This is a genomic window from Chitinophaga filiformis, assembly GCF_023100805.1.
Lineage (GTDB): Bacteria > Bacteroidota > Bacteroidia > Chitinophagales > Chitinophagaceae > Chitinophaga > Chitinophaga filiformis_B.
On record NZ_CP095855.1, the window covers coordinates 3,121,899 to 3,148,884 of the forward strand.

Genomic DNA, 26,986 nt, shown 5'->3' on the forward strand with positions numbered 1-26,986 from the left:
AATGGAAGGGCTAATTTTGTAGTATGAAGCATGTTCCAGTACATAAATTGCGGGATAGAAGCAGCCTTGGGTTTCAACTGGCATTTTTCGACGAACAGTTTGATTACAGGCAATCCAGGGATTTAGGAGCGCATCGGGATGATCATTACATATTTTTCATTATGATGGATGGATCCGGATCTACTATTGTGGACTTCCAGGAAAAAATTGTTGGTGCCAGTCAACTTTTTTATATCCTGCCGGAACAAATACACTACAGGATCCGGTCGCATAAAGCTAAAGGATGGTTCATAGCGGCAGACCCGGCTTTAATAGATCCCGCATGCAGGAACGTTATTGAAAGCTGGTCAGGGTTCCAGGAGCCGATTACCCTGGCGCCTGATGAATTGAAGGATTATGATCTGCTGTTAAGTGTTTTGCATCGACAGACAAGCATGCAGCAACAGCAAGCCGGCAGGTTGTCAGTGCTTCATGCACTATTACGCTCATTCTTTGAAATGGCAGCCGGCACCATTCGCGAGCATTCTACAGTTGCAGCTCATAATTCAAGGCCTGCTATGTTATCCATGCAGTTTAAGAAACTGCTTAATGAAAATATAAGAAGGTATAAAAGTCCTGCCGATTATGCAGATATGCTCCATATTTCCGAGACCTATCTGAACGAATCATTAAAGAAAATTACAGGTTCCACTGTGTCGTTTTGGATAAAATTTGCTATTCTGACGGAGGCCAAAAGGTTATTGTATTTCACGCACCTAAACGTAAAACAGATAGCCGGTGAGCTGGGCTATGACAATCATTCTTACTTCTCCAGGTTGTTTTACAAGGAGACGGGGATGACACCGCTGACTTTTCGTAAAAAGATCAAAGGCGACGATAAACTGCTTTTCCCGCTGTAAAAACCCAAACCGGAATACTGCCTGGATCATTCTGGCTGTTAAAGCTTATCTATCAGCATTTGATAATGTTTCATGCGCCTGTCCCGGCCAACCTGTGACCGCAAAGGTAGAGTCGCCCGAACTTTATAGACCGTACCTGATGGTCTGCAAAGACGGTTACGCGGTCAATGCCAGTGCCCCGCTCAATACACCGTTCAGAGAGGAGTAATTATACTGCTTATGCTTCGCATGTTGTTGTTTGTCATGAAGCCTATGGACGGCAATTGATATCGTATTCATTACCTGGCCCATAAGAGATCATACAGTAGGATTGAGCTCGGCGGATGTTGGCAAGCCCCGCTCCGATAAACGCCCTGGCATTTTTGCCGGTGAGTGCTGCCGTAAGCGCTTGCGTAAATGGTATTTGGTTGATTGGTTATCAATGCATATGATATTATATTTTGTATTAATGATGCCGGGTTTGAGCTGCTATGATGACATACGATAAAATGGGGGAAGGGACTGCAGGCAGGGTATTGCCAGTCTCTTATTTTCCGGTGCAGGCGCTTTGCCAATGATACAAGGCCTTAGAGAACCGGGGATTGCGATCATTGGCAATAGTTTTATACCTTTGCATCCCAATTGAAGATTATGCTTGAAAATTTGAAAATAGGAATATTAGGAGGCGGTCAGCTGGGAGGTATGCTTATACGGCATGCCATTGATCTCGGTCTCAGCATTTCAGTAATGGATAAAGACGCCAATGCGCCTTGTGCACGTTATACTTCTTCTTTTTTCCAGGGCAGTCCCACATCTTATGAGGATGTATTGGCTTTCGGTAAGGACCTTGATGTTATTACGATAGAAATGGAGGCGGTAAATATTGACGCCTTACGCGAACTGGAAAAGCAGGGGAAAAAAGTTTTTCCTGCTCCTGATACTATTAAAGTGATCCAGGATAAGTATACTCAAAAACAATTTCTACTGTCGCACAATATACCCGTAGTTCCGGGCGAAGCTATTGAAGACAGAAATGACCTGTATAAACACGAGAATAAACTACCGGGTTGTCTTAAAAAACGGAGAAACGGGTATGATGGTTACGGCGTAATGGTGTTGAAGACAAGCGCAGATATTGCAGCTGCTTTTGATGAGCCATCTGTTCTCGAAGAGTTAGTGGATATAAAAAATGAAATTTCTGTAATCGTAGCAAGGAACGAGCAGGGTGATGTAAAATGCTATGATGCTGTAATGATGGTGTTTTCCGGAGAGAAGTTCGTACTTGATTTCCAGGAGGCCCCGGCTCAATTGGAGGAAGGAATACTAAAAGAGGCTACCATCCTCGCTGAAAAGATAGCGGATGCGCTTAAGCTTGTCGGTATTCTTGCCGTAGAGATGTTTGTTACAAAAGACAATAAGGTTTTAGTAAATGAACTGGCTCCAAGGCCACATAACAGCGGGCATCACACAATAGAAGCCAGCAATACATCTCAATACGAGCAATTGCTCCGGGCCATACTAGGCTTGCCACTGGGAGATACGAGCCTCCATTGTCCATCTTTGATGATCAATATACTGGAAACCGCTGCATTGATCTCGAACAGACAGGAGAAACTGCAGTCCTTGTTGGCTGTAGAAGGCGCACATCTTCACTGGTATGGTAAGAAAGGCAATAGAATAGGCAGGAAGATTGGTCATATCACCATCACTGGCAGCACAATGGAAGGCGTCATCTCCAAGGCTGCGACCATTCGGAAAATTTTAAATTAGAAAATATGAAACAGGTAGAAGTAGGCATTATTATGGGCAGTAGTTCCGATGCGCCTATCATGCGTCAGGCAATAGAGGTATTAAAGAGATTCGACATAGGCTACGAGTTTAGTGTTGTATCTGCACACCGCAGCCCTCAAAGAATGTTTGAATACGCAGCTGCTGCCGAGGGGCGTGGCCTGAAGATCATCATTGCGGGTGCTGGCGGTGCTGCCCATCTTCCAGGTATGGTTGCTGCTATTACCACTTTGCCTGTAATTGGCGTTCCAATCAAATCATCCAACTCCCTTGATGGTTGGGATTCCCTTCTCTCAATAGTGCAAATGCCCGGCGACATACCCGTAGCAACAGTAGGTGTGAATGGCGCCCGTAATGCCGGTTTACTGGCAGTACAGATCCTGGGTACCAGTAACAGTGAGCTCAGGCAAAAGCTGGCAGCATTAAAGAAGGAAAATAATGAAAAGGTCGCTAAACAGAATGAGACTTTAGATCAATTCGAATAGGAGGGGCCTGTTCTGTCTTATGCTAAGAATTATAAATATTTGGAGAGGCCTGCAGACACAGTGTATGCGGGCCTCTCTTTTTTATATGTTCAGTGCGCATTCAGGAAAGATTTCAGTCCCACCTGTCGGACTGAAACCTTTATAACTAATAGATCTTTACTAAGCGCTCCTTCGTGCAGTCATCTCCGGCCTTAGCCAGGTGTCGGGTAATGAGGCTGTCAAACCAACCGGTAAGATTATTAGTAAGCTGAAGATCGATGCATGGGCCAGCTGCTGAATAATTTGTCGATCATTTCTGATTTAACTCATTCCCGGCATTTATCACTGCTTCATTCACGGCTTTCACCCTTTTTATATCCATTTTTTCTACGGCCCTGTCATAAGTCAGTACACCATTCACCTCATGTTCAACATCCGTTGTCTGCGTATACACCGCAATGCTTAAACCCTGATATCGCATCAGCTGCTCCACCTGGTCCATCAGCAGTACGTACCTGTCGGTTAGTCTGTCGCTGGTAGCCTCATAGTCATAAGCATTATTCTCTACCGGCCACATATGACCCCGTACAAACAAGCCCACGCCGCCAAATTCACCAAGTGATGCAGCGCGTTTGCCATCGGGTTTTGATGCACCATAGGGTCCGACATATATATGCGTATCTACAAAATCCCCATTTCCGGGATCTCCGGCCGCCTTCTGATAGCCAGGATTATTGTTAAATCCTGAATTGCCGTTTACCAGTCTTGAGGGATCGAGCTGTTTCACCCAGTCAGTGATCTCTTTTACATCAAACGCGCCCCAGTTCTCATTGAACGGCACCCAGGTAATGATAGAAGGGGAATTATAAAGGTCATCGATCATGGTTTGTAATTCCTTCCGGAAAGCGCTTCTTACCTTTGCGGTGTCTTCATGTTGATACCAGATAGCCGGCATATCCTGCCATACCAGCAGACCAAGTTTATCCGCCCAATAATAGAAGCGTTTGGGCTCAGTCTTCATATGCTTTCTGATTAAATTGAACCCCGCTTTTTTGGTAAATGCGATGTCGTATTTTAAGGCCTCCTCCGTAGGTGGCGTGAGAATACCATCAGGCCAGTATCCCTGATCGAGTAATCCAAGCTGCATCACAAACTTATTATTTAACAAGGGTCTTATCACCCCGTTCACATTACCCAGTTTAATATCACGCATACCAAAGTAACTCCTGACCTCATCAGCGACATTGCCCCTGTTATCTTTCAGTGTGATGTTAAGATCATACAGAAATGGATTCTCCGGCGACCATAACTTCGGATCCTTTATCGGAATATATAATTTAGTTCCGGAGCGTCCTGAGGTCTCAGACACCATCTTTTTTCCATCAAATGCAGTAGCCTGTACTTGCGCGGCATCAGCATCTACAACTACTTCAAGTCTGTTGTTTACCAGATCAGGCAATAGCCGGATGTTTTTAATGTAATGCTCACTCACCGGCTCCAGCCATACACTTTGCCAGATGCCTGAAGTAAAGGTATAATCTCCCCGTGGACCATTCTTACCGGAGGGTGTCCTGCCGTCATTAGCATCATGTGCCGCAACGACGATGGTATTGGTGCCTGCTTTCAAAAACTTTGTGATGTTTATATGAAACGAAGTATAGCCACCGGAATGTGATCCGGCTTTTTCGCCATTGACGAATAAGGTCGCATCATGATCAACTGCTTCAAAATTAATAATGATCTGTTTACCCTTCCAGGCAGCAGGTATTTCGAATGTCCGGCGGTACCACATATTTATCTCCTGCTTACGCTCAATGCCTGAAAGGACTGACTCCGGACAATAAGGAACAAGTATCTTTTCTGTTTTATCACTAAAACTCACCGGTTTGATGGGATTCAAAGCGCTGGCAATATGTTCGCCGCCCATGTAATCCCATTTCCCATTTAGATTCATCCATTCTTTACGTTCCAACTGTGGACGGGGATATTCCGGAAAAGGAGTTGTGGATTCCATTGCAGCCTTCGTCCATTGTGTAGGTAGTTTTGGCTGTTGTGCTAAAGAAGTTTTGACTACGATACCGTGGAATAGCATGAGTCCCCAAAAAAGCAGGCATTTTTTTGCTGTCATTATAGAATATATTAGGTCAATGTTACGCTTGAAACAAAATACATTTTTTTCTTCAATACCCGGATACTTCTGCAAACTGCCAGGGGAACTGGAATATCTTCAGGCTGCCTGTGTTCGCGAAGGCGTCATCTTCCTACCTTCACCACCGTTAGTCGACAGGCAGCGTAAATGCCGGCGGATGACCTGCTGATTAGCGGCTCTTTATACTAGTACCCGGCCCTGAGATAAGGCGGCCATACACGCTCATGCCGGTGTATTTGGCTCTCCATATATCGGGCATCTTGTCTGGTTGCGTTCCCTCACGACACTGACGTGTACAATTTTGCGGTTCGTTTATTATTTTAGACACAAATTGACTGGCAGCATGCAGATCAGGAAAAGAATAAAATCTGATTATAGTTCTATCCTGAAGGCAAAAATTTATACGCTTTTAGCCAGGAGTATATGGATATACCTGATCTGTATGTTTGTAATCGCATCTGTCTTGCCTTTACCATCTGTTGGCATCCTGTTTTCAGGAATGATTTATTTCCTGGCATTGTTGATCCTGGTCATCCTTCCGGGGTATCATTTCAGTGCAGTCCGCCTCGCTAATACCCTGAACTTTGACGCGGATGCAGTGTTTAGCGAAACAGACATTGTGCTGCGACACCGGAATAAAGATATGGTGGAGACGAAGGATTGGGCCTGGATTTCAAAAATCGCCTTCACCCGGGCGGCGGTAGTACTGGAAACCAGACAATATCCTGGTTTTCTGATTTTTCTTCATAGAAGCGGCCTTACGGGGGAAGAAATGGCCTTTTTAAACCAAATGAATGTTCGGATTCGCCAAAAGTAAGGCATAATCATAACCGTTACCAATGGGCTGGTCTGGTTCATTCATTGCTATTGATATGTAATCAAGGAGCTCCTTCAATTATCAATTTATAGCATAGTTCATCTGACTGGCTAGGCTTTTAACGACTACGCCAGGTGGGAATCAGGCTACTATCGCGGATCAGGGTGAGGGGGAATGGGAAGTAGCTAGTTATTAATAATATTTACTATACTTTTGATCCTTATGAATACAATACCACGTACCCATATAGAAAAGAGAATAGCTACATATGCGATTGTTTTGGCAAGTATTCTTTTTGTCGGATTGGGAAGTGACCTTTAGTTTGGTGTTTTGTTAGTATTTTAGATAAATCCATTGAAGAGCGATATGAAGAGTGGGTAGGATTCTTTTTCTACATATGCCAGGACCTTTTTAATAAAATAATGCCCTTAGATATAATCGAAAGGCGACCGTCTTCATAAGTCAATTTTGGGCCGGTTATACGATCTGTTCGCGCTTCGTCGCAGATTTAATAGGAACACAATAACCAAAAATAAAATTCATGAGAGCAATTAATCCCTGGATCAACTTCAATGGCAATGCCGAAGAAGCATTCACTTTCTACAAATCAGTTTTCGGCGGCGAGTTTACAAAAATCACCCGCTTTAAAGACTTAGCAGGACCCGAGTTTCAGGTAGCCGAAGAAGAGGCGGATAAAATAATGTACATCGGCTTGCCGCTTGGCAAAAATAATGTGTTAATAGCCAATGATGTTCCGGCATTTTTAGGGCAGGTAAGCGAAAATGAAAACCGGTCTAAAATACACGTGAATGCCGAAAGCCGTGAAGAAGCAGATAAAATATTTAACGGGTTATCAGCAGGCGGAGAAGTGGAAGGGCCCATTGGAGATAGCCCATGGGGTACCTACGCCGGAATGTTCAGAGATAAATATGGTATTGAATGGATTGTAGAATTTGACCCTGGTTTTAACGGTTAGGTAAATACGAAAAATAAAACTGGTATGTAAATAAATATAGCTCTAATGAAAATATCCCAAACGATTGTTCTCTAAAGGCACCGACCTTAGCGTACAATCGTTTAAAACAGTGGTTATGTTTGATATTTTGTTGCCGCATCGCATTAAGGGCCATAAAACCCAACAGGTGGAGTGGCCGTTCGTCCCTTTCTACCCTCGTGCCCGGTATAGTAGGCTTTCGAACCAAATACTGTGGATGATTAGGAAGGTATCAATTGACGGTAATTATTACAGTACTGTTTGTAGATATTAACATCGGATTATAATGTAGCTTACTTAGGAATTTTAATGTATGCTATTTTTACAACGTCTGAATATACATTCCCAGCATCAACAAATGAAATGGCACTAATACTACCTTGCCCATTTTGGACGGCGTTGAAGTCATAAGCGCGCGAACTTCCGGGTGCTTCGCTAAATGTGCCTCCCGTTGCCATGGCTATATCAGGATTTATATACTGATACCAGAAGGGGTTAAAAATATTCATGGGAGCATATACCTGGTTTCTAATAGAAAGCCAGAAAAGGAATGATTTATCTAACGTACTTATATCCGCAACTGGTCCTTTATTGAAATGAACTGCTCTTTTAGTAGAAGTCACGTAAGTTACGGGGGGAGAGTTATTGATATGTGTATGATTGTAGCTTACATAGCTAACTGAGTCCAGACCAGTACTTCTGAAAAGCACAGTTTTTGTTAGTGTATCGCCGGTATACAGCCCTGTAAAAGTACCCCCATTTGAGACATAGCTGTAGGAACTTTTTATATGATTATTAGCATCATAGCTATACACGTTGTTGACGCGAAAGCCATCGCTATAGCCTACATCATTCATTAAAATGCTATCCAGTCGCCACGAGGTATTGTAATAAAAATAATAATCCTGTTTTGTATCCCAATACAGCCGACTACCTTTTACAGTTGCAATTGTTCCATTAACATTGTAGGTAAATATCCAGCTGGCCGTATCCGTAGTGGAACGATAGACCTGGCTTATTTTTTTAATTCTATGGTCTGCATTATAGTCGATAGAAATTATATCTGGTGCAGCAGATGTATCTCCCATTGTATAGTATAATGCTTTGGAGATGATTGCAATGGAGTCTTTAGTATCGTTTTCAGGGGATCTAAGAGAATCTTTTTTACAAGCTGTAAAAAGTATTGACAGAACAAAAAGCCAAAAAAAAAATTTCATATGTATATATTATTTATGCGTATGCAAATGTAATGCAATTTATATGAATAAAAGGCGTCCAAGCTTCACAATCTGAAGTCTTTATTTTTTGATAGGGGATATGCATGTTGATTTGGCAAATATTGTAATGAATTTTTAGCTGCAGCAATTGGCCACATCATTCAAAAGTGAGAGGGTAGGATCGTTTTTGAGGTGATAAACTATTTTTCTACTAATTTTATAACATTATTGGTTCTTGTTACATAATGAAGCATAGACAGCTTCCAAATTAAAATTACTATGGCTATTAAAATTACAGATGAATGTATTTTCTGCGGAGCTTGTGAATCAGAATGTCCAAATAACGCGATCTATGAGGGGGGCGTACAATGGGCAATTGCAGATGGCACAACGGTTAAAGGTGATTTTGTGTTGAAGGATGGATCTATTATTGATGCCAGCCAGCGCAATGCTCCCCTGGCTACCGATCTGTATTATATTGTTTCAGATAAGTGTACAGAGTGTCAGGGATTTCATGAGGAACCACAATGTGCAGTTGCTTGTCCGGTTGACTGTTGTGTACCTGACGAAATGTACCAGGAGTCTGAAGAAGAACTGTTGGCGAAGAAAGATAAGTTACATCGTTAATCAGAAACTATAAGGAATTATTAGTACTGTCGTCTGACTGAATCACTGACTGGCATGCAGAATCCATTTCAATGATAACTTCCTCCGACACAGAAAAAGACAAGCTGCTTAAAGTAGCTAAAACAAATTAATCTGACCAAGAATGTTTCTCCGGACAGTAAGTACTAGAGGCAAGGGTCGGAGAAACATCTCCGACCTTTCCGCTTTTATACCCGGTAAAGAATCATTTCCGAACCGGCTTCAGTTGACCTATGAAACTTTAGGTCCCCACTATCTCCTAATACCCATTATTCTGCGACAAACCAGGATTAATGTCGCGGTCTAATTGTGGTATCGGCAACAGCTCATCTTTATTTTTTGTGAAATGTGCAAATCCGGCGTCTCTGGCTGACAATTGAGCACTCAGGTCATTCCATCTCTGGAGATCTTCCCAGCGATGCCCTTCCCCGGCCAGCTCGGTGATCCGCTCATGTTTCAGTTGCCCGAGCAGCGCATCCTGGTTTAAGTCGGGCCTTATCAGAGATAATGGCGCCAATCCTGCACGCGCTCTTACCATATCTATCCACGGATAGGCCTGTGCGGTTTGTCCGGCGCCATTAAGTGCTTCTGCATATAGAAGGAGTATGTCCGCATAACGCAGGTATCTGTAATTATTGCCTGAATGGAAGACTTCACCAGGCATCGTAGCATCATTCAGTAATTTCCTGAAATAGACATCGTTTTGGTTGGGAACAGTGCCGGGATCACTGGGATAACCCAAAGATACAAATGTCCTGCCATAGACCATTGTAAATGTCGGTCCTCTTTCATCCGTTGAATCGTACAGGAAAGAAGCTGCCAGGCGTGGATCGCGTTGATTACCCATTGTTCGCTCTTGTTCAAATTCAAGCACCAGCCAGCGTCGCGCCTGACCATCTGTAAAGCCAAAGGGGCGGGGAGCGAAGAATGGTGGAATAGACGTACCGTAATTAAGGTTATCAGATCCAGGCTGGGTATCGTCATCGTGATTGTCCGTGGGATTTACGGCGTATTGTATCTCGAAAACTGACTCACTATTGTTTTCTGTAGCTTCAAGGAAATTGTTACGATAGTCACGCTGTAGACTATAGTTACTTTTCCCTTCTCCGGTAACCAGCCACTGAAGAGCAGTCACCGCCTGGGGATATTTATGCTGCTGCAGGAATGTCTTGCCGAGCATTCCGTATGCTGCGCCCTTTGTAGCGCGGCCGATGTTGGCAGCGTCATAGGATACAGGTAAGCCTGCAGCTGCTGTTGTAAAGTCCTTTTCGACCTGTGCAAATACAGCCTCCTGTGTGGATGTTGCCGGTTTATCTACAGAGGTGGAGGTATGCAGCTGTAAGGGCACATTGCCCCATAATGTAGCCAACGTATAGTAAAAGAATCCTCTCATGAAATAGGCTTCTGCCAGGAGTTGCTGTTTTTTGGTGTCGTCCATGGCAATGTTGGGTACGTTGTCCAGCACCTGGTTGGCCCTGTTGATCCCGATATATAAGTCCTGCCAGAGGTTAACAGTACTTGAATAATTATAGTCGGTTATATTAAAAGCGTCGTAGTTATTGACGATGTCAGAATTGGGGCTGCTACTGAAACCTTCATCTGACCTGATGACGGTGATGAAGAAGTACCAGCGGCAAAGCCCTGGGCGATGAAATGTGCTATATACCGCATTGATGCCGAGTTGTGCATCGCTGGCTGTTTTCCAGAAATTAGCCGTCGTAGGCGTGTTAGGATTGGAAATATCCAGCTCATTTTTACAGGCTGTTATTAGTAACGCCGATATCAGGACAATAAGTATTGTATTTTTCATAGCTGAAGAGTTAAAATTCACATGTGATGCCCGCTGTATAGAATCTGCTCGCAGGCCAGTTACCGTTATCAAAACCACGTTGTAAAATGCCATTACCCTGTACATCCGGGTCCAGTCCTTTGTAGGATGTGATGGTAAACAGATTCTGGCCACTTATGTAGATGCGGGCATTTGACAAACCGGCCCTGGATAAAAAGCCTTTTGAGACGTTATAAGCAAGCTCGATATTACGTAAGCGCAGATAAGTACCTTTTTCCAGCCACCTGTCGGTCTGCGCCATATTGTTAGCGGCAATAGCAGGATCGGAACCGGTGCTGACTGCAAGTCTCGGGTCAGTGCCTCCGGAGTTATTTTCTGACCATGGGTCAATGTCTTTTCTGAAGTTAGTCAGCTGGTAACTATCCAATACTCTTCTTACATCATTGTATAACTTGTTACCAAATACACCTACCCACTGCAGATTAAGTGTGAAGTTTTTGTAGAACGCATTGAACTGGAGGCCTGCCTGAACAGAAGGCCAGGGAGACCCCAGGAATTGCCTGTCGTCATTGTTGATAACGCCATCCCCGTTGGCGTCGATATACTTCACATCGCCAGGTTTGGCGTCAGGCTGTATCAGTCTTCCATTCTTATCAGTGTAAGCATTTACTTCTGCCGCTGAGTGGAAAATGCCGGCAGTCTTTATTACATACCATTCTCCGATGGCATGTCCCACCTGCGAGCGTAGAAAATTGGCCGGTTCGAGATAGTCAGCGCCACTGTTCTGATTGCCGACTGACAGTATCCGGTTTTTGATGGTAGTGATATTGCCGGATATATCCCAATGGAAAGGCGCGCTTTTACTTCTGTAGGTTGCTGTGAATTCAATACCCCTGTTACGTATAGAGGCAGCATTGATGGAGGGAGACCCGACGCCGCCAAGGTAATTGGCAATTGGAAGTTGCACCAGCACATCTTTGGATTTTGAATTGTAGGCGTCCAGGGAAAGCGACAGGCGGTTATCCCAGAAACCTGCATCTATTCCGATGTTTTGCTGGATACGTGTTTCCCAGTGCAGATCCTCGTTTACAAGGGCTGCCTGGTATTGTCCTACCGCAGGAGTTTGCCCTGTTCCGTAGATGGCGCGCGGGTTATTATTCAACACACCCAGGTAGTCCCAGGAGCCCAGTACATCACTAAACCCCAGCTTACCATAAGAGGCGCGTAATTTAAGGTCGCTGACAACAGGTACGTTGAAAAAGCTTTCCCTGTTTATCCGCCATGCCGCTGCGACCGATGGGAAGTAGCCCGTTCTGTAATCGGGACCAAACCGGGAATCCTGGTCTATACGCCCGGTTAAGGTCAACAGGTATCTATCGTCATAGGCGTAGTTGATGCGGCCCAGGTAACCATGTGCGCGCCACAGTAAAGAGGTTCCGCCGCCGGCAGCGGGAGCGCCAAGGGCAGAGCCGATAGTAGTGAAGAGTGTACCATTGACAGTCTGCAGGCCCGTGCGTCCGCCACTTGTGAACTCTGTCCGCTGTTGCGTTCTTGAAAAACCAAAGACGCCGTTAAGAGAATGCCGGCCGAAGGTTTTGTTGAAGTTCAGCGTATGCTCCATCAGGAAATTGGTGAACTGACTTCTGTTTTCATTAATACTGGTGGCAGCAGGCTGATTCGTATATCTCCAGATACCAGTATCCCTGACTTCACGATTATGGTCGAAGCTGGCTTCCACGCCTGTACTGAAACGGTAAATAAGCCAGTCAGTCAACTTAAATTCGACATATACATTGCCCAGTACTTTTACAAAGCTGTTTCTGATCTTATCAAGTGCATTGACAGCTGCATAATTGTTTGCGTAAGTAGGGATGTCTGTTGTCCCCATACCCCATCCACCTGGATTGTACTGTATCGACTTGTAATTTTCTGCCTGCACTGCTATTACCGGTAGCATCTGCGGCACTTCATAAAAGGCATTGATCCCGCCACCCGGATTAGCCCCATAGGATGTGCTTAGCATGAGATTTTCACCCAATGTAAGCCGCCCTTTTTTCGCTTCTGTATTGATACGCAAGCTGGCTCTTTCGAAGGAATTTCCGATCAGTACGCCGGTGTTTTTATAGTATCCGCCGGATATAAAGTAGTTTCCCGCTGCAGCACCTCCTGATGCACTTAAATAATAATCCTGGCTGTTACCAGTGCGAAAAATGGCATCCTGCCAATCGGTGTTGATCGTGTTGTTGTTAAGTCCACCGGGAAGTCCCAGCCCTGAGTTTTGATATTGTTGTTTCACTGTCTGGAGGTATTGTGCCGCATCCATCATGTTCCAGCGCTTGGGGATCTGCTGCACGCCATAGCGTGCTGATAGATTAAGCCGCGTTGGGCCTTCCCGGCCTCTTTTGGTAGTAATAATAATTACCCCGTTACCCGCCCTGGACCCATAAATAGCTGCCGCCGATGCATCTTTTAATACCTGAATGGATGCAATATCATCAGGATTAACAGTCACATTCGCATCTGCGAACATGCCGTCAATGACATACAGCGGATTGGAATTGCCGAAGTTGCTGACCCCTCTGATCTCCACGGCAGCATTGGTGCCAGGAGCTCCGGTATTTCTCACCGTTACCCCTGGTACCAGGCCCTGTATGGATTCCCCTACAGAAGCCGATGTAACACGGTTCACAGCTGTCATATCTACTACGCCCGTTGCCCCGGTCAGATCCTTTCTACGTACAGACTGATAACCGATGATCACAACTGAGTTAAGATCATTCGCTTTTGACTGTAACTGGATATTCAGAAATGGAGCACTACCGGCGCTTACTTCCTGACTGGCATATCCCAGGAAGCTAAGTTCGATCAAGACACTGGTATCTTTTACAGACAGGGTAAAAGAACCATCTTCTTTTGTAAGCGTACCGTTTGTCGTACCTTTCTCATGTACACTGACGTTGGCTAATGGCTCGTTCTGTGTCCCGCTGACCCGCCCTCGTATGGTATTGGTTTGGGCAACAGAGGATTGGGAAATAGCACATAGAAGCAAAATAATCGCGCAGGCATTATATGCCTGAAGCATTTTTCTTTTCATATGTTTGTATTTACTTATTAGTTTACATCAAGGTGATTTTCGAGGTGAGTCAGCGTTTGTTAAATGGCGGTCCCATGTTTGATGTAATAGGGGACAATTGGATATGTCCTTCGAAGAGTCAGTCTTTACATAACGTTTTGTGCAAAGGTTTATCCAGGGGTGTCAGATAATGTCACGCAAAAGATCATATTAGATTACGGCATACCGGATAAGGCCGGAAAAATCATGCCAGCGGACTGGCAGAGTGATTTTTATCGAGGTGGAGAGATAAGTGAGTACAAGTGGAATTATATTGCAGAATTTTTGATACACAGATTAGCCGCTGTCTACCTACAGATTCCTCGTAGTATGTAATGGGGGGCGTTAAAGGCATTCTTTACAGATCCGCCGTCCTACTTCGTCAATTAGTCCTTCTTCAATGATATTATCTTTGTAAATCGCCTGCAGGCAATCGTCTTCAGTAGAAAGGAATAGCAGCTCATGACCAGCGACGTTTGCTATGATCCTACAGTCATTGTTCTCGTGGGACAGTGTAACGGTCACTTCATAGTCCACTCCTTTATACGGTATTTGTAGTTTGTGAATGTCCATGGTAGGTTTGTTTTAATGGGCTGCTGGTAGTTTTTTATATGCCTGGCATCCGACTAATATAAGCCAATAAGTATGCCGTTGAATATGGCTGAATCTGCTGGTATTTATTGTTTTTTTACTACTCATTCATTATTCCGCCTTGTCAATTGCATCAACCGGATCGTGTTGTTATGATTACGGAAAAATTATCCTTTCACAGGCCATTTACTGCATAATTTCAGATGATTTCATGAAGCGTTGGACTCTTGATAAGCATTACTAATGAGATAGAATAAATCGGCAACATAATTATGTAACTAAACCGCTATAGATGGAAGGTAATTACAGCACTGAAAGCCATACGAGGCCACAGCTGGATATGATTAAAGGGGATCAGTCAAATCTGTTTTAAACGAACGCAGGAAATAAATGGGTATTTCATTCCCGTTTGGAAGAAAGCAACTTTGCATTCACCAGTTCAAAAAAATCCTTTTTATAGGCTTCTCCTATAACAATTGGCTTTGTTTCGTTCAGGATCCTCACCATATTACCTTCTATGGCAGTCAGATGACTGAGTGATATAATAAACGACTTATGTATGCGCACGAATCCCATCGTTGACAGGTGTTCAGCAAGTTCTTTCAGTTTCAGATACGCGGTGATCTTCCGCTGGTCGTCCATCTGAATGACAACATAATTGCCCAGACCCTCGATGTATGTGATCCTGCCGGAATCGATCTTCAGTAACTTACCTTTTTGTTCTGTTTTTACAAATACATAACTATCCTGGTCATTTTTCAATTGTGTGGCATTGTGAAAAGTCCACAGGCGATTAACAGCTTTCAGAAACCTGACAAATGCTATCGGTTTTAACAGATAGTCTACCACGGCGTGTTCAAAGCCTTCCAGTGCATATTCTTTATAGGCCGTTGTCATGATGATATAACTGTCCTTACCGACGAGATTTAGTATTTCTATACCGGTAAGATTTGGCATCTGCACATCCAGAAAGATGAGCCGTGGTCGTAGGTCTGTTATCATTGTAAGTCCTCTTACCGGATCTGTGGTAGTGCTCACTAAACGTAGAAAATGTACCTGATCTATATGTTCTTTGAGGAGATCGATAGCATGCTGCTCATCATCTATAATGATACAATCTATCATATGTTCCAGTTTATTTTTAATGATACACTAAAGAATTGTTCCTCATTCTGCAATATGAAACTGCAACGGTGTCCATAGGTCAGACTGAGTCGCTGGCTGATATTCTGAAGACCAACCCCATTAGACAACTCCTTAATACCTTTTCCTTTCTTATTTCTGATGTCAAAAGAAAACTCGTTTACATTGGTACATACTTTTATAAGCAGGGGATGAGCTGCGTTATGCAGATCGCCATGTTTAAAGGCATTTTCTACCAAAGTTATCAGTACTAATGGAATAATCCTGATCGACTGGTCATCGATCTGTTCTTCGTACTGAATATGTAACTGCCGGTTATGGCGGCGCTGATTAATTTCAACGACATTTTTCATATGCTCTAACTCATCCATTATACTCACCTGTCCGTCTGTTGCATCGCTTTTTCCCAGTGCATACCGCATAATGTTCGCCAGTATCAGTATCGAATCCGCAGTTTCCTTATTTAGTTTAATAACTTTTCCATAAATGAAACTTAACGAGTTAAACAGGAAATGAGGATTGATCTGGTGCTTTAACGCACTGAGTTCTGCTTCTGTTCTTTGTTTTTCCAACATGATACGTTCTTTCCCTTTTCGTACCCATTCCACTAACAGCGCTATTGAAAAACTTGTAATAAGATTAAATACGTACACTATCAGCAATAGCCAGCTCATACTGTTCAGAGATAACGAAGTTTTGGTGGAAACAACATTATGCTCCCGCTGGATCAAAAAGTAGCCATAGTTCAATATGAATTTGATGAGGAAAAGCAATATTGTGATCATCAGCAGTTTGCTGTACTTACGCTCCTTATGCATCGCAGGAATGATCACTTTAAATATCAGTATATAATGGGTAATAACTGATTCGACTACAAAAAGTAGCAGATTCCATGGATTGGTAAATTCTTTAGTGGTTCGACCGGGATCCACTACGTAGGACAGGAAGAAGAAAGCGCCATATATAAACAAGGAGAATAATGTCAGTAAAAGCAATCGCCTGTAATTTACTTTCAACATCTGGTGATGGTTTTTATAAAGAGGAATTGCGTAAGGGTACTTACGCAATTCCTTTATGGGTTTACTGATTGTACTTAATAAAGGTCGCAATTATCTTTGTTTCCTTAATATCCCTTGTTTGAGAGGATGAATTGGCTATTACCTTATCCTTCTTCGTTTTACTTGCAATGGCTGTGCCATTTTGCTGGGTAACGACCACCTCTTCCGTGAGCGTCATAATTACGCCATCTGCTCCTTTGGCTTTTCCCATTTCTATCACCTTTTGCTGAGTGGCTTCTATTGAACCAAATCCTTTCTCAATGGTGGTAGAACCCATGGTGGTATATTGCTTTCTGATGTCAGCCTTGTCGAGATATACGTCAACATTTGAAGTGGGTGGATATGTGGTTCCAAAATAAGATGGCTTGGCACATGCAGTCATCAACGTAATAAGCAGTATTCCAAATAACTGAATTAATGTTTCTTTTTTCATTTTAGATGTTTTAAATGTGTCAATTGCTGATTGCGCTATTTAGTGCGAAATCATGAGCAAATTTATCCTGACACACTTACCTCTAAAACTTTGTTATTTGAAATGGCGTTTACTGCATGTAAATGGGATTTATTTTCGCCATTCGGCTACATCGTCGGCCACAGCAATCGCTTCGATCTCTACCATGGCAGCAGGTGGATACTACTCATAACAATACTGCTTTATTGCCGGGCGTTAAATGAAATCTTAGGGAGTTAGCGAATCTTAAATAAGTTCCCTCATTAGGTTAGGCGATGGTTAATATCGCGTTAACTCTAATATCGATGTCCTGGTGATAGGGGAGTTGTCGGAAGTACAAAGGAATATTAAGCGAACAGGCAAAATCGGCCAATTATGGATATGGTGGTAAATAATGGGCTTTACTTTAATTTAGTTCGTCAGATATTTTGATACGGGCGGTAGCCCTCGTTTCCCTTCGACAATTGTTGTTGTATTGTAGACCTTGAAGGGAAATTTTAAAAGAATAGTCAAACCATGATCATTTTCGATGGAAAAAGTTCCTTCCAGTTGTGTAATCAGTCCTTCCAAAAGTCTGATCCCAAGTGTATTTGAAGTTGTGGGATTGAAATCTTTGGGCAATCCTACCCCGTTATCGCTGATTTTTATCTCTATGAAGGCTCCTGCGCGTTTAACAAGGATATTGATATGGCCCGTTTGATGATCAGGAAATGCATATTTCAGTGCGTTGGTCACAGTTTCATTTAAGATGATACCTACAGGTATCGCCTGGGAAACATCAAGGGTGATATCATCAATCTCACACGTTATCGCGACCTTGTTCATGCTGTAATTTAAAGAACTGTTTAATGAATGGACTAATTCTTTAATGTATAATGAAAGGTTGATCTCCGTCGTGTTATCCGTCTTGTATAATTGATCATGTATCAACGCGATTGCCTGCACGCGGTTCTGGCTTTCAAGTATCGCTTCCTGTGCTTTTTCGTTCTGTACATAGCCCGATTGCGTATCCAACAGGCTCATCACGATCTGCAGATTATTTTTGACACGGTGGTTCACTTCCTTGAGTAGCAGGTCTTTTTCCCCGATGAGCTGATTCTTGTCCGATACCAGATGCTGTAACGAAATATTTTGTTGGTCGATCTCAGATTTCTGAAGCAACAAAAGCGCATTGCTGCGTTGTTTTAACCTGTAACGGCTATAAATAAGTGCAGTAATGATCAGTAATAACACAATTCCGCCAATGGTCACCTTATGGAGAAGTTGGTTACGTTTCAATTTAATATCACTTATCAGCGCTTCCCTGGTAAGCGAGTCTATGTGCCTGTTTTTTTCCAGTGCCTCATTTTCAATATGAAGTAGGGAGATTTGATAGTTTCTTGCGATATTATCAATTGAATCTTTAATCTCCTTTTCTTTAAGAAAGTGCTTCATGGCAGACTTCGTATCTCCTTGTAAGGACACCAGCTTATAGTAACGGTATTCGGCCGTTCTGATACCCGCTGCATAATTTAGTTTGTGCGCCATGGTGGCATACAGCTCCGTATAGCGATACGCTTTTTTCACCTGTCCTATCTCTGAATAATACGAAGCAAGCGAGTTATAGGCGTTCATGAGTTCTTTGACGTTTTGACTGGAGATTGCCGGTAACAGACTTTTTACTTCCAGCACATATTTTTCGGCGTCTCCGAAGCGTTTTGCATAGATCAGATTATTTAAAAACTCCACTGTTATCGATAATTTTTCCAGGTTAGTAACAGCCCGGCTTTTCATTTCTTCGAGTACGGCTAAAGCTTTAGGGAGTTCGCCCGTGTGGGTGTAGGCTAATGCCAGTGTTGAAGATCCGGCATCCATAAAGCCCCGGTCATTGTAACGTTTTGCCAGTCTTAATTCCTCGATGGCATATGGAATCGTCTGCTTATAGTCTTGAAGTTTAACATAAGTAGAAGCGATAAGGTGGTTGATTAAACTGACCTGTAGCGTTGTATCTCGGACCTCTTTGGCAGTCTGAAGCGCCAGTAAATTATATTTTAAGGCGTTGCTATAATCACCTAAGTCATACGATATCCTCCCGATATTCCAGTAAATCCCCTCAACCGTCCGGCGACTTACTCCTTTCCCTAAATTTAAGGCTTCGAACAGTAATCTAAGTCCTTCGGTAATTCGATCTGCATTAAATAACAGATCAGCATTTGCCGTTAGCAAAAAGGAGAGCCAAAGGACATTTCCGTTTTTTCTGAATATGCTGATAGCCTTGTTAATATATAGTATCCTGTTTTGAAGCGAGACCGGATCAGAAGTGGAGTAGTACTGAGCGATAAGGTGATATGATCTTGCCTCCCCATCGCTGTTATTATGCATTTGAGAAAATGCAAGCGCATTTTTAGCAGTCTTTAGACCCGTTTCGCCGTCGCCTCGATTATAATAAGTTTCTGCACTAAGCAGCATGGCATTAATAATTCCAAAATGATAGTCGAGCCGGCGACTTAGTGCTGCAGCCTGTGTTGCTAATGAAACAGCTGAATCAATGTCTTTCCCGTCTTTGGTAGGTTTTAGAAGCATTAAATGTCCCAGGGCCAGTTGCACCTGGACCTTAGTTGTATCGTCGGCACTTGTTGCCAGTCTTTGCCGTAATTCCGTCAAAGGTAATTCATCCAAATTGCTGGTTTGTGCCAGTGATGGCATTGCAAAAAGAATCAGGAAAATGCCTAATAATGCGTTCTTCATAATTTGTGCGCTTCGAAATGTCAAAAGCTTCTATACCAGATATAACGCCGGTTGAGCCCCAAACTCCAATTTATACAAAACTACAATACCTGACTCAAAATAACCCTAAAGGCATTGCATACCTTCCCCAAAAACATTCTTAATGGCCAACCGATTAAACATATATATCATTAAATATTCATAGCATTTTGTTTTAAAGAGTTAACAGCCAACTTTGTAAGGTCTTGCAGATTCAAATGGCCGTTGATTAGCCATAAGAAAGCCAATTAAGTATAGCCTGCATTGAACTGGTTAACCGGCTTTCTGCTTCATTGCCTTCTGCCCGTCGTCTATGTATCACTGGCGTGTCTTTTAAATTCTGTCAGTTAACCAAATTTGCCATGTTATCCCCGATGAGAAATTTATAATCCGGACAGCGATTCTAATGATGTTAAACCGTATTAACATGCCAGACATGTTTCATTAATGGAGCTGGAATGTAATCCATACTATCATTGGATATAAATCTTTTTTAGTTTTTTAAGTTTCGTCGTTTCCCTACAGGAGGCAACTCTCTCCTGTTGCAGGTGCTGCGCCTTTGTTTGCGATTCATGACACAATATTAGGAAGGAATTTAAAGGACCTCAAAAAAAACTATACGAGAGCCCGAAAATGGCTCATAAGAGCCGAAAAACGCCTCATAAGAGCTGTCATTAAAACGCTATTAAATGACGCTCAAATCCTTTTTTGTAGCTTTTACGAGCGGAATGCTGCCTTTCTCACCTGTAAGGGTAATGTGATGATCCTTCATGCTTAACTGGTATGGCTATTAGATTCGTTCCGATAGGCTTTGAGAAAGCTTTATGCTACGTTCATTCCACGTCTTAAACGCAAGATGAACGTAGCATAAAGCTATCTCAAAGCCTATCGGAACGAATATGTATCGAACAGATCTCGTCATTCACCGATACACATACAAAGTGGTGATAATATTTTAAAAACAGTATTGTCCGACTAGAATAAAAGATAGCATACAAAAAGAAGGAATTCAACTCGATCCCTGATAAGCAGACCCAGAGCGGGCTCAGACGACTATAAAAAGCAAAAGGTCGGGATCTGTAAAATAAACTGTGTCAATAATATTTAAGTACTAGCCTCGTTATTGAATGATATTTTTTCTGTTGCAGTTGGTCTGTGATCCAAAGATGCAAAAAATATCATTCAGTAACGAGGTTTTTTATAGCTTCAATTTTGGCCTATCTGGAAATATAATAGAGAGCTGAGATACGGTGATACTCCAATTCTGCAGTGGTTGCGCCCATTTCTTTTGTATATTCTGAGTCGCCAGGTAGATGAGTTTTAGCAACGCCATGTCTGAGGTAAATGCCCCTTTTGTTTTCGTTACTTTACGAATCTGTCGATGAAAGCCTTCTATGGTATTGGTTGTATAGATTAGTTTTCGGATCGCGGACGGATATTTAAAAAATGTACTGAGCTTATCCCAATTACGATTCCAGGATTCAATGACTATAGGATACTTTTTACCCCATTTGCCCTCCAGTTCAACCAACTGTTGCTCTGCTTCATCTTTACTTATTGCTTGGTAAACAGGCTTCAGATCTGCCATAAATGCTTTTTGATCCTTGCTAGCTACATATTTAAGTGAATTTCGGATCTGATGCACGATACAGGTCTGGACTTCTGTATGGGGAAAGACCGTGGCTATTGCTTCTGCGAACCCCTTTAAGTTATCTATGCAGGCAATCAGTATATCACATATACCCCGCTGTTGCAGGTTTGTAAGCACACTCAGCCAGAAATTAGCACCTTCGCTTTCTGAAACATACATACCCAACAAATCTTTACGGCCTTCAGCATTTATTCCCAGAATATTGTAAACGCAGCGATTTATAACACGTCCATCTTCTTTAACCTTGTAGTACATAGCATCAAGCCAAACAATGCAGTAAATGGCTTCTAAAGGCCGGTTCTGCCACTCTTTTACCAGGGGAATAACCTTATCGGTTATAGCAGAAAGCGTAGCAGCAGAAATATCGGTATCATACATGTCTTTTATATGGGCTGAAATATCGCGGAAGCTCATCCCATGCCCATACATGCCAATAATTTTATGCTCAAGACTCTCCGCAAGGATGGTCTCTCGCTTTTTAACAATTTGCGGATCAAACGTCGAGGAACGATCACGGGGTGTTTCAATATTAATGGTACCGTCTGCTGTCTTAAGTCGTTTGGGAGTACGACCATTTTTACGGTTGCCAGCGTCACGTTGCGCATCATCCAGATGCTCATCCAGTTCAGCTTCCATTGCTGCTTCCAGAAACTCTTTCAGTAAGGGCGCAAAGGCGCCATCCTTGCCAAAAAGAGATTTTCCTGAGCGAAATTGCTCTAGGGCCTTTTTCTTGAGGCCGTCATAATCAAATTGATCATTGTTGCTCATAAAAAAAACTGTCTTAAAGGTCTGAAATAATTTTTAACCTTTGACACAGTCTATTTTACACTCTCCACTTTTCAAGAGAAATGCAATAAATCTGCGTTCTTTTTTGAAGTTTTATAACAATCCTGAGGTCATTAATTTTCGTTCGTTTACCGTAGGTCACATTACGATCAATCCTTTTGATAATTTAGTATTATGGCAACTGATATTGATTAAGCAGGTTATCGGTGATACGAAGTCATTTCAACAGGCGATCGCGAAACTTAGGTATGCCGATATTGTTATTGGCGATTTAGATCCCGAAAAGTTGCTCAGGAAGATAATTTTTACTGCAACAATTGCAGAGCACAGATACAGAACAGAAGCTAATTTACTCGATAGGTGATGAGGCGCATTTTTCTTTTACTGTAGACCATTCAAAAGCGGAGTACGGGGACGTGGATAATCTTAGTTATTTTATAAAAAAAAATAATGTAGTATTGCTTCATAAGCCGATTAATGAAACTAATGCAGTCGAACGTTATCTGATCCCGATGCTTAATCAGTTAGTATCAGAGCTGATTGAATTGAACCTACTATAGCCTTTTGCGATATGATAATAATGAATTGCACCTTATTCCAAGTTCAGCATTAATTCAAGTTCCGTCTCGTAATTAAAACATTAAATGTATGCGTATTTCACGTTGGGTTATTATCTGAGTCATCTTCTTTTGCATTCTAATACTTTCGCTCGGGCTTCCCCTCTATCATAGTGAATTTCCGATGGCATTCTCTAACGATCAAGCTCATTGGGGGGGCTTTTGGCGATAATACTAACATGTTACTTGGTGTAGTTAATATCACAATACTTACTTTAATAGGAGTCAGCGAAACATACCCTCCAGACACTGAAAGCGCGATTTCCCAACTGATGTTGGTTCCGGAAATATCTTTTCTAGGTCATGTTCCTCCATCGCTGCCAGCTGTTCCAATTCCAAGCCCTTCTGCTCTGCTAAGCGAATGTACTTTTTGACAGTGTTGCGAGAGACGTTCATTACGAGGGCAATGGCTTCCAGGGCCATGCCATTCCTGCGATGCAAAAAGATCTGTTTTAGTTTAGTCATGCTGATAGTTTCTCCGGCCATCTTCCGTGGAGTTTTGTATCCCAAAGCAAATAATCCCGGAAGAACTAGAGGTGGTCAATATGCCGTTCCGGCATGTTGACCACCTACCTTAATTAAATTTATGTCTTTCCGGCATATTGACCAGCGGTACTGGCTGATTATCAATTATTAATATGAGTAAAGGCCGGAAAGGTGGTCAAGATGAGCGTTAGGGGTGGTCAACATCAAGCGTAATACACATCTTGATGCAGTAATCAAGAATCATTTTTTTAGCGAGTCTGCTGGTAATTAATGAAGCGGCATGTAACTTTCTATATAGGTATGCTATATTTAACTTTGGTATTGGAACAAATCAAACAAATTCAATAAAATCACTTTGGTTCTGGGACATGTCGGATAAAACTTTTTTCAATTTATTTATTAAATCCTGTCCAACTTGCAGGAAGAAATCGGCAGCTTGGTTCCTATTAATGTTCGCGGCAAAATGGTCCAGGGAGCCGTACATCGTCGAAAAATTAAGATCACTTGATAATAGGTCTATCACTCCAACAATAAAACCATTAATATGGTCATGCATAGAAGAATAACTCATAGACTGTACATGGCTGTTTAATGTCAGATAGGTACTTTCAAATAGCGGTACGAGAAAATATTTATACATACAAAGGGTATCCATTTCCAACAAAAGCACCAGGAAATGATCAAATCTAGCTAGAGATTCCTGATTATTTCTTACAACCTCCAATAATTTTTCGTAGAATCTTTCTTTATTCTCTGGCATGAATTCAGTTACATGTTTTGATGCAAAGTATTCCTGAAGCGATCGGTGTGGAAAAGTGTATTCAATACCGTCAAGGGTGATCATTCCTATCCCTATTAATAGGTCGATAACCAGTTTTTCATTATCAAATGATAATAGCGCATTCTTCTTCTTAATCAGACTGAGCATTCCATCCAAGTAATCTTCGCCAAAGAGATACTTCGCTTCAAAGAAACTGATATAACACAAATGTTTTAAGACACTTTTGATCTGTTCTTTTGTTAGTCCCGAAACCTTTTCTCTAATAAATGCGTGTTTGGATGTAGTGTCATGGACCGAATACAACGCTTCAAATACTTGCCGATAATACTCACTTCGTCTTTCAGGTATCTCCGCCTGGAATCTGTAAGTCAATATAAACATCGATAATAGTAGTGGATTACTTAAGAAAGTCGAATACATTCCATCAGATTGTGCATTCACAACCTCAATTAACTTGTTAGTTATCTCATTATTTATATCAAAATTTTGCTTTTTGATAAATGAGACAATATTCCGATTTCCAAAAGGACAGACCTCGAAGTTGACATAGCGAGGTAGCAGCTCAATGCCGGTATAAAACCTGGATGTAATCAAAAAGATATTCTGGTTGTATCGTCCTGTAAATATTTCAATTTCATGTAGGGTCTTGGACTTTTTACTTTGTTTAACCTCGTCAAATCCATCAAACATAAACACAAAGTGGTTCTTTGACAACATTCTGTCTATTATGTCATGTGAAGTACCTAGTTTGTTATTGTGAAAAACCTCCTTGAACATGTAATCTGTCAATGAGTTCTCGTATTCATTTAGATAACGTAACTCAATCTTTATTGGTATTTTGTATTCCTCCAGAATACATTTAGTAAATAAATGCTTTACTATAAACGATTTACCGCTACCGGCATAGCCAAAGATCGTAGATGAACTGTAGGTTTCAAAGTATTGTTTTGCAGAATAAAGAGTTATCGCAATACTGTGGCAACTGTCCCGAGAACTCATCTTTTTTATTGTGAGCGGCTCATATATTTTGCTGAGCATTACTGGTTCTCCATTGTGTAGTAATGTTTTAACAAGAAAATTTCTTTCAAACTGTTCAATTTGATATTCAAATATTCGGTTGGCAAAAGCCTGCCTAAATTCTTCCCCAATTAAGTTCAGTAATCTTTCAAATGGAGATTTTAAAATGGAGATAATATCCTTTCTTTCCATTGTTATTGAATAAGTTAAAAAATCGAGAAATCTCGTAAGACAATATTGCACTGCTTTAGAAACAAGTTTCTTTAAGACCAAACAATGCCATTTAGATGTGCATATTGGTTAACCTGCTGTTAACATTCTCCCGTTAGAGGGCCCCAATATAATACGTGCCATTAAAAAGCATTTCTATTTAACGGAAACCACGGAGAACAGATTAATTTAACAGTATTTAACGATCGTCTTCTAAATGGGTTGCAAGCAAAAAACGACCACTATATCCCAGTGATGTCTATTGACAACGAGGGGCTCACGCATGCATTAACCAGCAAGCCTATAACAGTAATGATCACGGCTTGAGAAAAAGCATCTAACTATGCATTAATTATAATGGTTAGCATTAATATTATGTATTTTCAGTCAATATATATACACCATTTTTTACTAAATAGCTGGACGCATACCATGTTAAGGTAAAAGATAGATAACTTACTTGTATCGCTGGCCTTTGGTCGTATTAACCTCTACCAAATGTGGATACTGGTAATGCGTAGTTTATTTTCCGGTGGTTACAAGGGGGGCGGCGACTTGCTGGTGAAGATTCATAAAGTTGGATACACCCCATTTAGGATGCCACACGTGTTCCCATTCCATGACAAAACGATGTTGGTGGCTGTTCAGACAGCACAAGTGTGATAGATTTTGACCACAGAAAACTCTGGATATGTTGATACCAGAATCGAACTTCATAGCGCTGTTCGTTTCCATAAGGCAATCTAATTATTCCATCCGATATTGCCGTTGTAATATTATGCGAAACCTAATAACATCGCTAATCCAATGAGTTCCGAACGCGAGGAGGTCAGTATACATTTTCTTAAAAGACCCTTAATGTATGTTTATCAATCAGAGAAAGAGAAAATAGTTTCATTTATCACTGGTTTTGAAGTCGGATCAGGCGGGACTGTGGCTATCAGCGAGCAAGTGTCCAATTGGTTAAAAAATAAACATCGGATGACCCAAGAATAGTCCGGGATGGCCTGGGTAAATACAGGTGTATGCTGATCGCAAAGGCATCAGCTGGTTTGGTGCCTTTAGTGAAGTTGTTTCAACTATTCCGGACTGCAAAGCGCAATGAATGGCCTAATATTGTTTCCGCCTGCATGTAATAACATAGAATTGGTAATCGAACCCGTTTTGCTTTTAAAATCAACGAGTTATGGGAGATGGGAAATATCATTAAAATAGTAACCCCACTCGCAGAGCGGGGTTACTATTTTAAGTGCCCAGTAGCGAGTCATTTTCGATTGCGCTGTGCAAAGTCCATGAGGTGAGGATTTTTTTTAGATGAAACACCTCGAAATTATCCGACAGGTAGCCAATCCTGTCCGACAAGGTTTAGTCAATCATCGGAAGCGAGCCTTGCATAGTCGTCAGAGATGATGGCACGAAGCGTAGACAGCGACTGCTGAAGGTATGCAATTGAGCCTCGAAACGCTTCTGTATGTTGAAGCTTTAGCTGTCCGAAAAGCTAAGGCAACATCAAACCTACGTTATAGATAAGTGGGGGCGATTCGACCTGGCGATAAGAACATATCAAAGGCAGACTGGGGTGATACGGGAACACAGG

At 42.0% G+C, this 26,986-nt stretch carries 19 protein-coding genes; 7 read left to right on the forward strand and 12 right to left on the reverse strand.

The window, feature by feature from the left end:
• The first annotated feature begins 23 nt into the window (after positions 1-23).
• From MYF79_RS12560 to purE, 3 genes are all read left to right on the forward strand, one after another.
• Positions 24-899 (forward strand): helix-turn-helix domain-containing protein, encoded by an 876-nt coding sequence (locus tag MYF79_RS12560; protein WP_247814201.1) that lies wholly within the window; start codon positions 24-26, stop codon positions 897-899.
• 630 nt (positions 900-1,529) lie between these two features.
• A complete protein-coding gene (locus MYF79_RS12565; RefSeq protein WP_247814202.1) occupies positions 1,530-2,648 on the forward strand; it encodes a 5-(carboxyamino)imidazole ribonucleotide synthase in 1,119 nt (372 codons plus the stop codon).
• A 5-nt stretch (positions 2,649-2,653) separates the two neighbouring features.
• Positions 2,654-3,151, forward strand: a complete 498-nt coding sequence (gene purE / locus MYF79_RS12570) for a 5-(carboxyamino)imidazole ribonucleotide mutase (RefSeq protein WP_247814203.1) — start codon at positions 2,654-2,656, stop codon at positions 3,149-3,151.
• 289 nt (positions 3,152-3,440) lie between these two features.
• Here the strand turns inward: purE and MYF79_RS12575 are convergent, their stop codons facing one another.
• On the reverse strand, positions 3,441-5,258 hold the full coding sequence (locus MYF79_RS12575; protein WP_247814204.1) for a glycoside hydrolase family 2 protein: 1,818 nt from the start codon (positions 5,256-5,258) through the stop codon (positions 3,441-3,443).
• Between the two features lie 463 nt (positions 5,259-5,721).
• Between MYF79_RS12575 and MYF79_RS12580 the strand changes: the two genes are divergently transcribed.
• Both MYF79_RS12580 and MYF79_RS12585 read left to right on the forward strand, forming a co-directional pair.
• A complete protein-coding gene (locus tag MYF79_RS12580; protein WP_247814205.1) occupies positions 5,722-6,096 on the forward strand; it encodes a hypothetical protein in 375 nt (124 codons plus the stop codon).
• A 541-nt stretch (positions 6,097-6,637) separates the two neighbouring features.
• Positions 6,638-7,072, forward strand: a complete 435-nt coding sequence (locus MYF79_RS12585) for a VOC family protein (protein ID WP_247814206.1) — start codon at positions 6,638-6,640, stop codon at positions 7,070-7,072.
• 311 nt (positions 7,073-7,383) lie between these two features.
• On the opposite strand, the gene MYF79_RS12590 is transcribed toward MYF79_RS12585, so the two are convergent.
• Positions 7,384-8,307, reverse strand: a complete 924-nt coding sequence (locus tag MYF79_RS12590; RefSeq protein WP_247814207.1) for a hypothetical protein — start codon at positions 8,305-8,307, stop codon at positions 7,384-7,386.
• A 279-nt stretch (positions 8,308-8,586) separates the two neighbouring features.
• On the opposite strand from MYF79_RS12590, the gene MYF79_RS12595 reads away from it, so the two are divergent.
• Positions 8,587-8,934 carry a 4Fe-4S binding protein gene (locus tag MYF79_RS12595; RefSeq protein ID WP_247814208.1) on the forward strand — a complete coding sequence of 116 codons (348 nt, stop codon included), beginning with the start codon at positions 8,587-8,589 and terminating at the stop codon, positions 8,932-8,934.
• A 277-nt stretch (positions 8,935-9,211) separates the two neighbouring features.
• On the opposite strand, the gene MYF79_RS12600 is transcribed toward MYF79_RS12595, so the two are convergent.
• The 8 genes from MYF79_RS12600 to MYF79_RS12635 all read right to left on the reverse strand — a co-directional run bounded on the left by MYF79_RS12600 (position 9,212) and on the right by MYF79_RS12635 (position 22,260).
• Positions 9,212-10,762 carry a RagB/SusD family nutrient uptake outer membrane protein gene (locus tag MYF79_RS12600; protein WP_247814209.1) on the reverse strand — a complete coding sequence of 517 codons (1,551 nt, stop codon included), beginning with the start codon at positions 10,760-10,762 and terminating at the stop codon, positions 9,212-9,214.
• Between the two features lie 10 nt (positions 10,763-10,772).
• Positions 10,773-13,835, reverse strand: a complete 3,063-nt coding sequence (locus tag MYF79_RS12605; RefSeq protein WP_247814210.1) for a SusC/RagA family TonB-linked outer membrane protein — start codon at positions 13,833-13,835, stop codon at positions 10,773-10,775.
• A gap of 363 nt (positions 13,836-14,198) precedes the next feature.
• Positions 14,199-14,426 (reverse strand): hypothetical protein, encoded by a 228-nt coding sequence (locus tag MYF79_RS12610; RefSeq protein WP_247814211.1) that lies wholly within the window; start codon positions 14,424-14,426, stop codon positions 14,199-14,201.
• A 417-nt stretch (positions 14,427-14,843) separates the two neighbouring features.
• On the reverse strand, positions 14,844-15,569 hold the full coding sequence (locus MYF79_RS12615; RefSeq protein WP_247814212.1) for a LytR/AlgR family response regulator transcription factor: 726 nt from the start codon (positions 15,567-15,569) through the stop codon (positions 14,844-14,846).
• Positions 15,566-16,606, reverse strand: coding sequence for a sensor histidine kinase (locus tag MYF79_RS12620; protein ID WP_247814213.1), 1,041 nt, complete (start codon positions 16,604-16,606; stop codon positions 15,566-15,568). The genes MYF79_RS12615 and MYF79_RS12620 overlap by 4 nt, the downstream gene beginning before the upstream one ends.
• 61 nt (positions 16,607-16,667) lie before the next feature.
• Positions 16,668-17,078, reverse strand: a complete 411-nt coding sequence (locus MYF79_RS12625) for a hypothetical protein (protein ID WP_247814214.1) — start codon at positions 17,076-17,078, stop codon at positions 16,668-16,670.
• Positions 17,079-17,507: 429 nt separating this feature from the next.
• On the reverse strand, positions 17,508-19,823 hold the full coding sequence (locus MYF79_RS12630; RefSeq protein ID WP_247814215.1) for a sensor histidine kinase: 2,316 nt from the start codon (positions 19,821-19,823) through the stop codon (positions 17,508-17,510).
• Between the two features lie 1,216 nt (positions 19,824-21,039).
• Entirely contained in the window at positions 21,040-22,260 is a 1,221-nt protein-coding gene (locus MYF79_RS12635; protein WP_247814216.1) for an IS256 family transposase, read from the reverse strand.
• A 103-nt stretch (positions 22,261-22,363) separates the two neighbouring features.
• Here MYF79_RS12635 and MYF79_RS12640 point away from each other — a divergent pair, with 103 nt between their 5' ends.
• Complete coding sequence (locus MYF79_RS12640) at positions 22,364-22,642, forward strand: hypothetical protein (RefSeq protein ID WP_247814217.1); 279 nt, start codon at positions 22,364-22,366, stop codon at positions 22,640-22,642.
• A gap of 478 nt (positions 22,643-23,120) precedes the next feature.
• On the opposite strand, the gene MYF79_RS12645 is transcribed toward MYF79_RS12640, so the two are convergent.
• Both MYF79_RS12645 and MYF79_RS12650 read right to left on the reverse strand, forming a co-directional pair.
• Positions 23,121-23,381, reverse strand: coding sequence for a sigma factor-like helix-turn-helix DNA-binding protein (locus MYF79_RS12645; RefSeq protein ID WP_247814218.1), 261 nt, complete (start codon positions 23,379-23,381; stop codon positions 23,121-23,123).
• 331 nt (positions 23,382-23,712) lie between these two features.
• Positions 23,713-25,371 carry an NACHT domain-containing protein gene (locus MYF79_RS12650; RefSeq protein ID WP_247814219.1) on the reverse strand — a complete coding sequence of 553 codons (1,659 nt, stop codon included), beginning with the start codon at positions 25,369-25,371 and terminating at the stop codon, positions 23,713-23,715.
• Positions 25,372-26,986: the final 1,615 nt, after the last annotated feature.

Excerpts from the sequence above, each read along its gene's own strand:
- MYF79_RS12560 (WP_247814201.1), top strand. The coding sequence starts at position 24 with ATGAAGCATGTTCCAGTACATAAATTGCGGGATAGAAGCAGCCTTGGG.
- MYF79_RS12565 (WP_247814202.1), top strand. The coding sequence starts at position 1,530 with ATGCTTGAAAATTTGAAAATAGGAATATTAGGAGGCGGTCAGCTGGGA.
- purE (WP_247814203.1), top strand. The coding sequence starts at position 2,654 with ATGAAACAGGTAGAAGTAGGCATTATTATGGGCAGTAGTTCCGATGCG.
- MYF79_RS12575 (WP_247814204.1), bottom strand. The coding sequence starts at position 5,258 with ATGACAGCAAAAAAATGCCTGCTTTTTTGGGGACTCATGCTATTCCAC.
- MYF79_RS12580 (WP_247814205.1), top strand. The coding sequence starts at position 5,722 with ATGTTTGTAATCGCATCTGTCTTGCCTTTACCATCTGTTGGCATCCTG.
- MYF79_RS12585 (WP_247814206.1), top strand. The coding sequence starts at position 6,638 with ATGAGAGCAATTAATCCCTGGATCAACTTCAATGGCAATGCCGAAGAA.
- MYF79_RS12590 (WP_247814207.1), bottom strand. The coding sequence starts at position 8,307 with ATGAAATTTTTTTTTTGGCTTTTTGTTCTGTCAATACTTTTTACAGCT.
- MYF79_RS12595 (WP_247814208.1), top strand. The coding sequence starts at position 8,587 with ATGGCTATTAAAATTACAGATGAATGTATTTTCTGCGGAGCTTGTGAA.
- MYF79_RS12600 (WP_247814209.1), bottom strand. The coding sequence starts at position 10,762 with ATGAAAAATACAATACTTATTGTCCTGATATCGGCGTTACTAATAACA.
- MYF79_RS12605 (WP_247814210.1), bottom strand. The coding sequence starts at position 13,835 with ATGAAAAGAAAAATGCTTCAGGCATATAATGCCTGCGCGATTATTTTG.
- MYF79_RS12610 (WP_247814211.1), bottom strand. The coding sequence starts at position 14,426 with ATGGACATTCACAAACTACAAATACCGTATAAAGGAGTGGACTATGAA.
- MYF79_RS12615 (WP_247814212.1), bottom strand. The coding sequence starts at position 15,569 with ATGATAGATTGTATCATTATAGATGATGAGCAGCATGCTATCGATCTC.
- MYF79_RS12620 (WP_247814213.1), bottom strand. The coding sequence starts at position 16,606 with ATGTTGAAAGTAAATTACAGGCGATTGCTTTTACTGACATTATTCTCC.
- MYF79_RS12625 (WP_247814214.1), bottom strand. The coding sequence starts at position 17,078 with ATGAAAAAAGAAACATTAATTCAGTTATTTGGAATACTGCTTATTACG.
- MYF79_RS12630 (WP_247814215.1), bottom strand. The coding sequence starts at position 19,823 with ATGAAGAACGCATTATTAGGCATTTTCCTGATTCTTTTTGCAATGCCA.
- MYF79_RS12635 (WP_247814216.1), bottom strand. The coding sequence starts at position 22,260 with ATGAGCAACAATGATCAATTTGATTATGACGGCCTCAAGAAAAAGGCC.
- MYF79_RS12645 (WP_247814218.1), bottom strand. The coding sequence starts at position 23,381 with ATGGCCGGAGAAACTATCAGCATGACTAAACTAAAACAGATCTTTTTG.
- MYF79_RS12650 (WP_247814219.1), bottom strand. The coding sequence starts at position 25,371 with ATGGAAAGAAAGGATATTATCTCCATTTTAAAATCTCCATTTGAAAGA.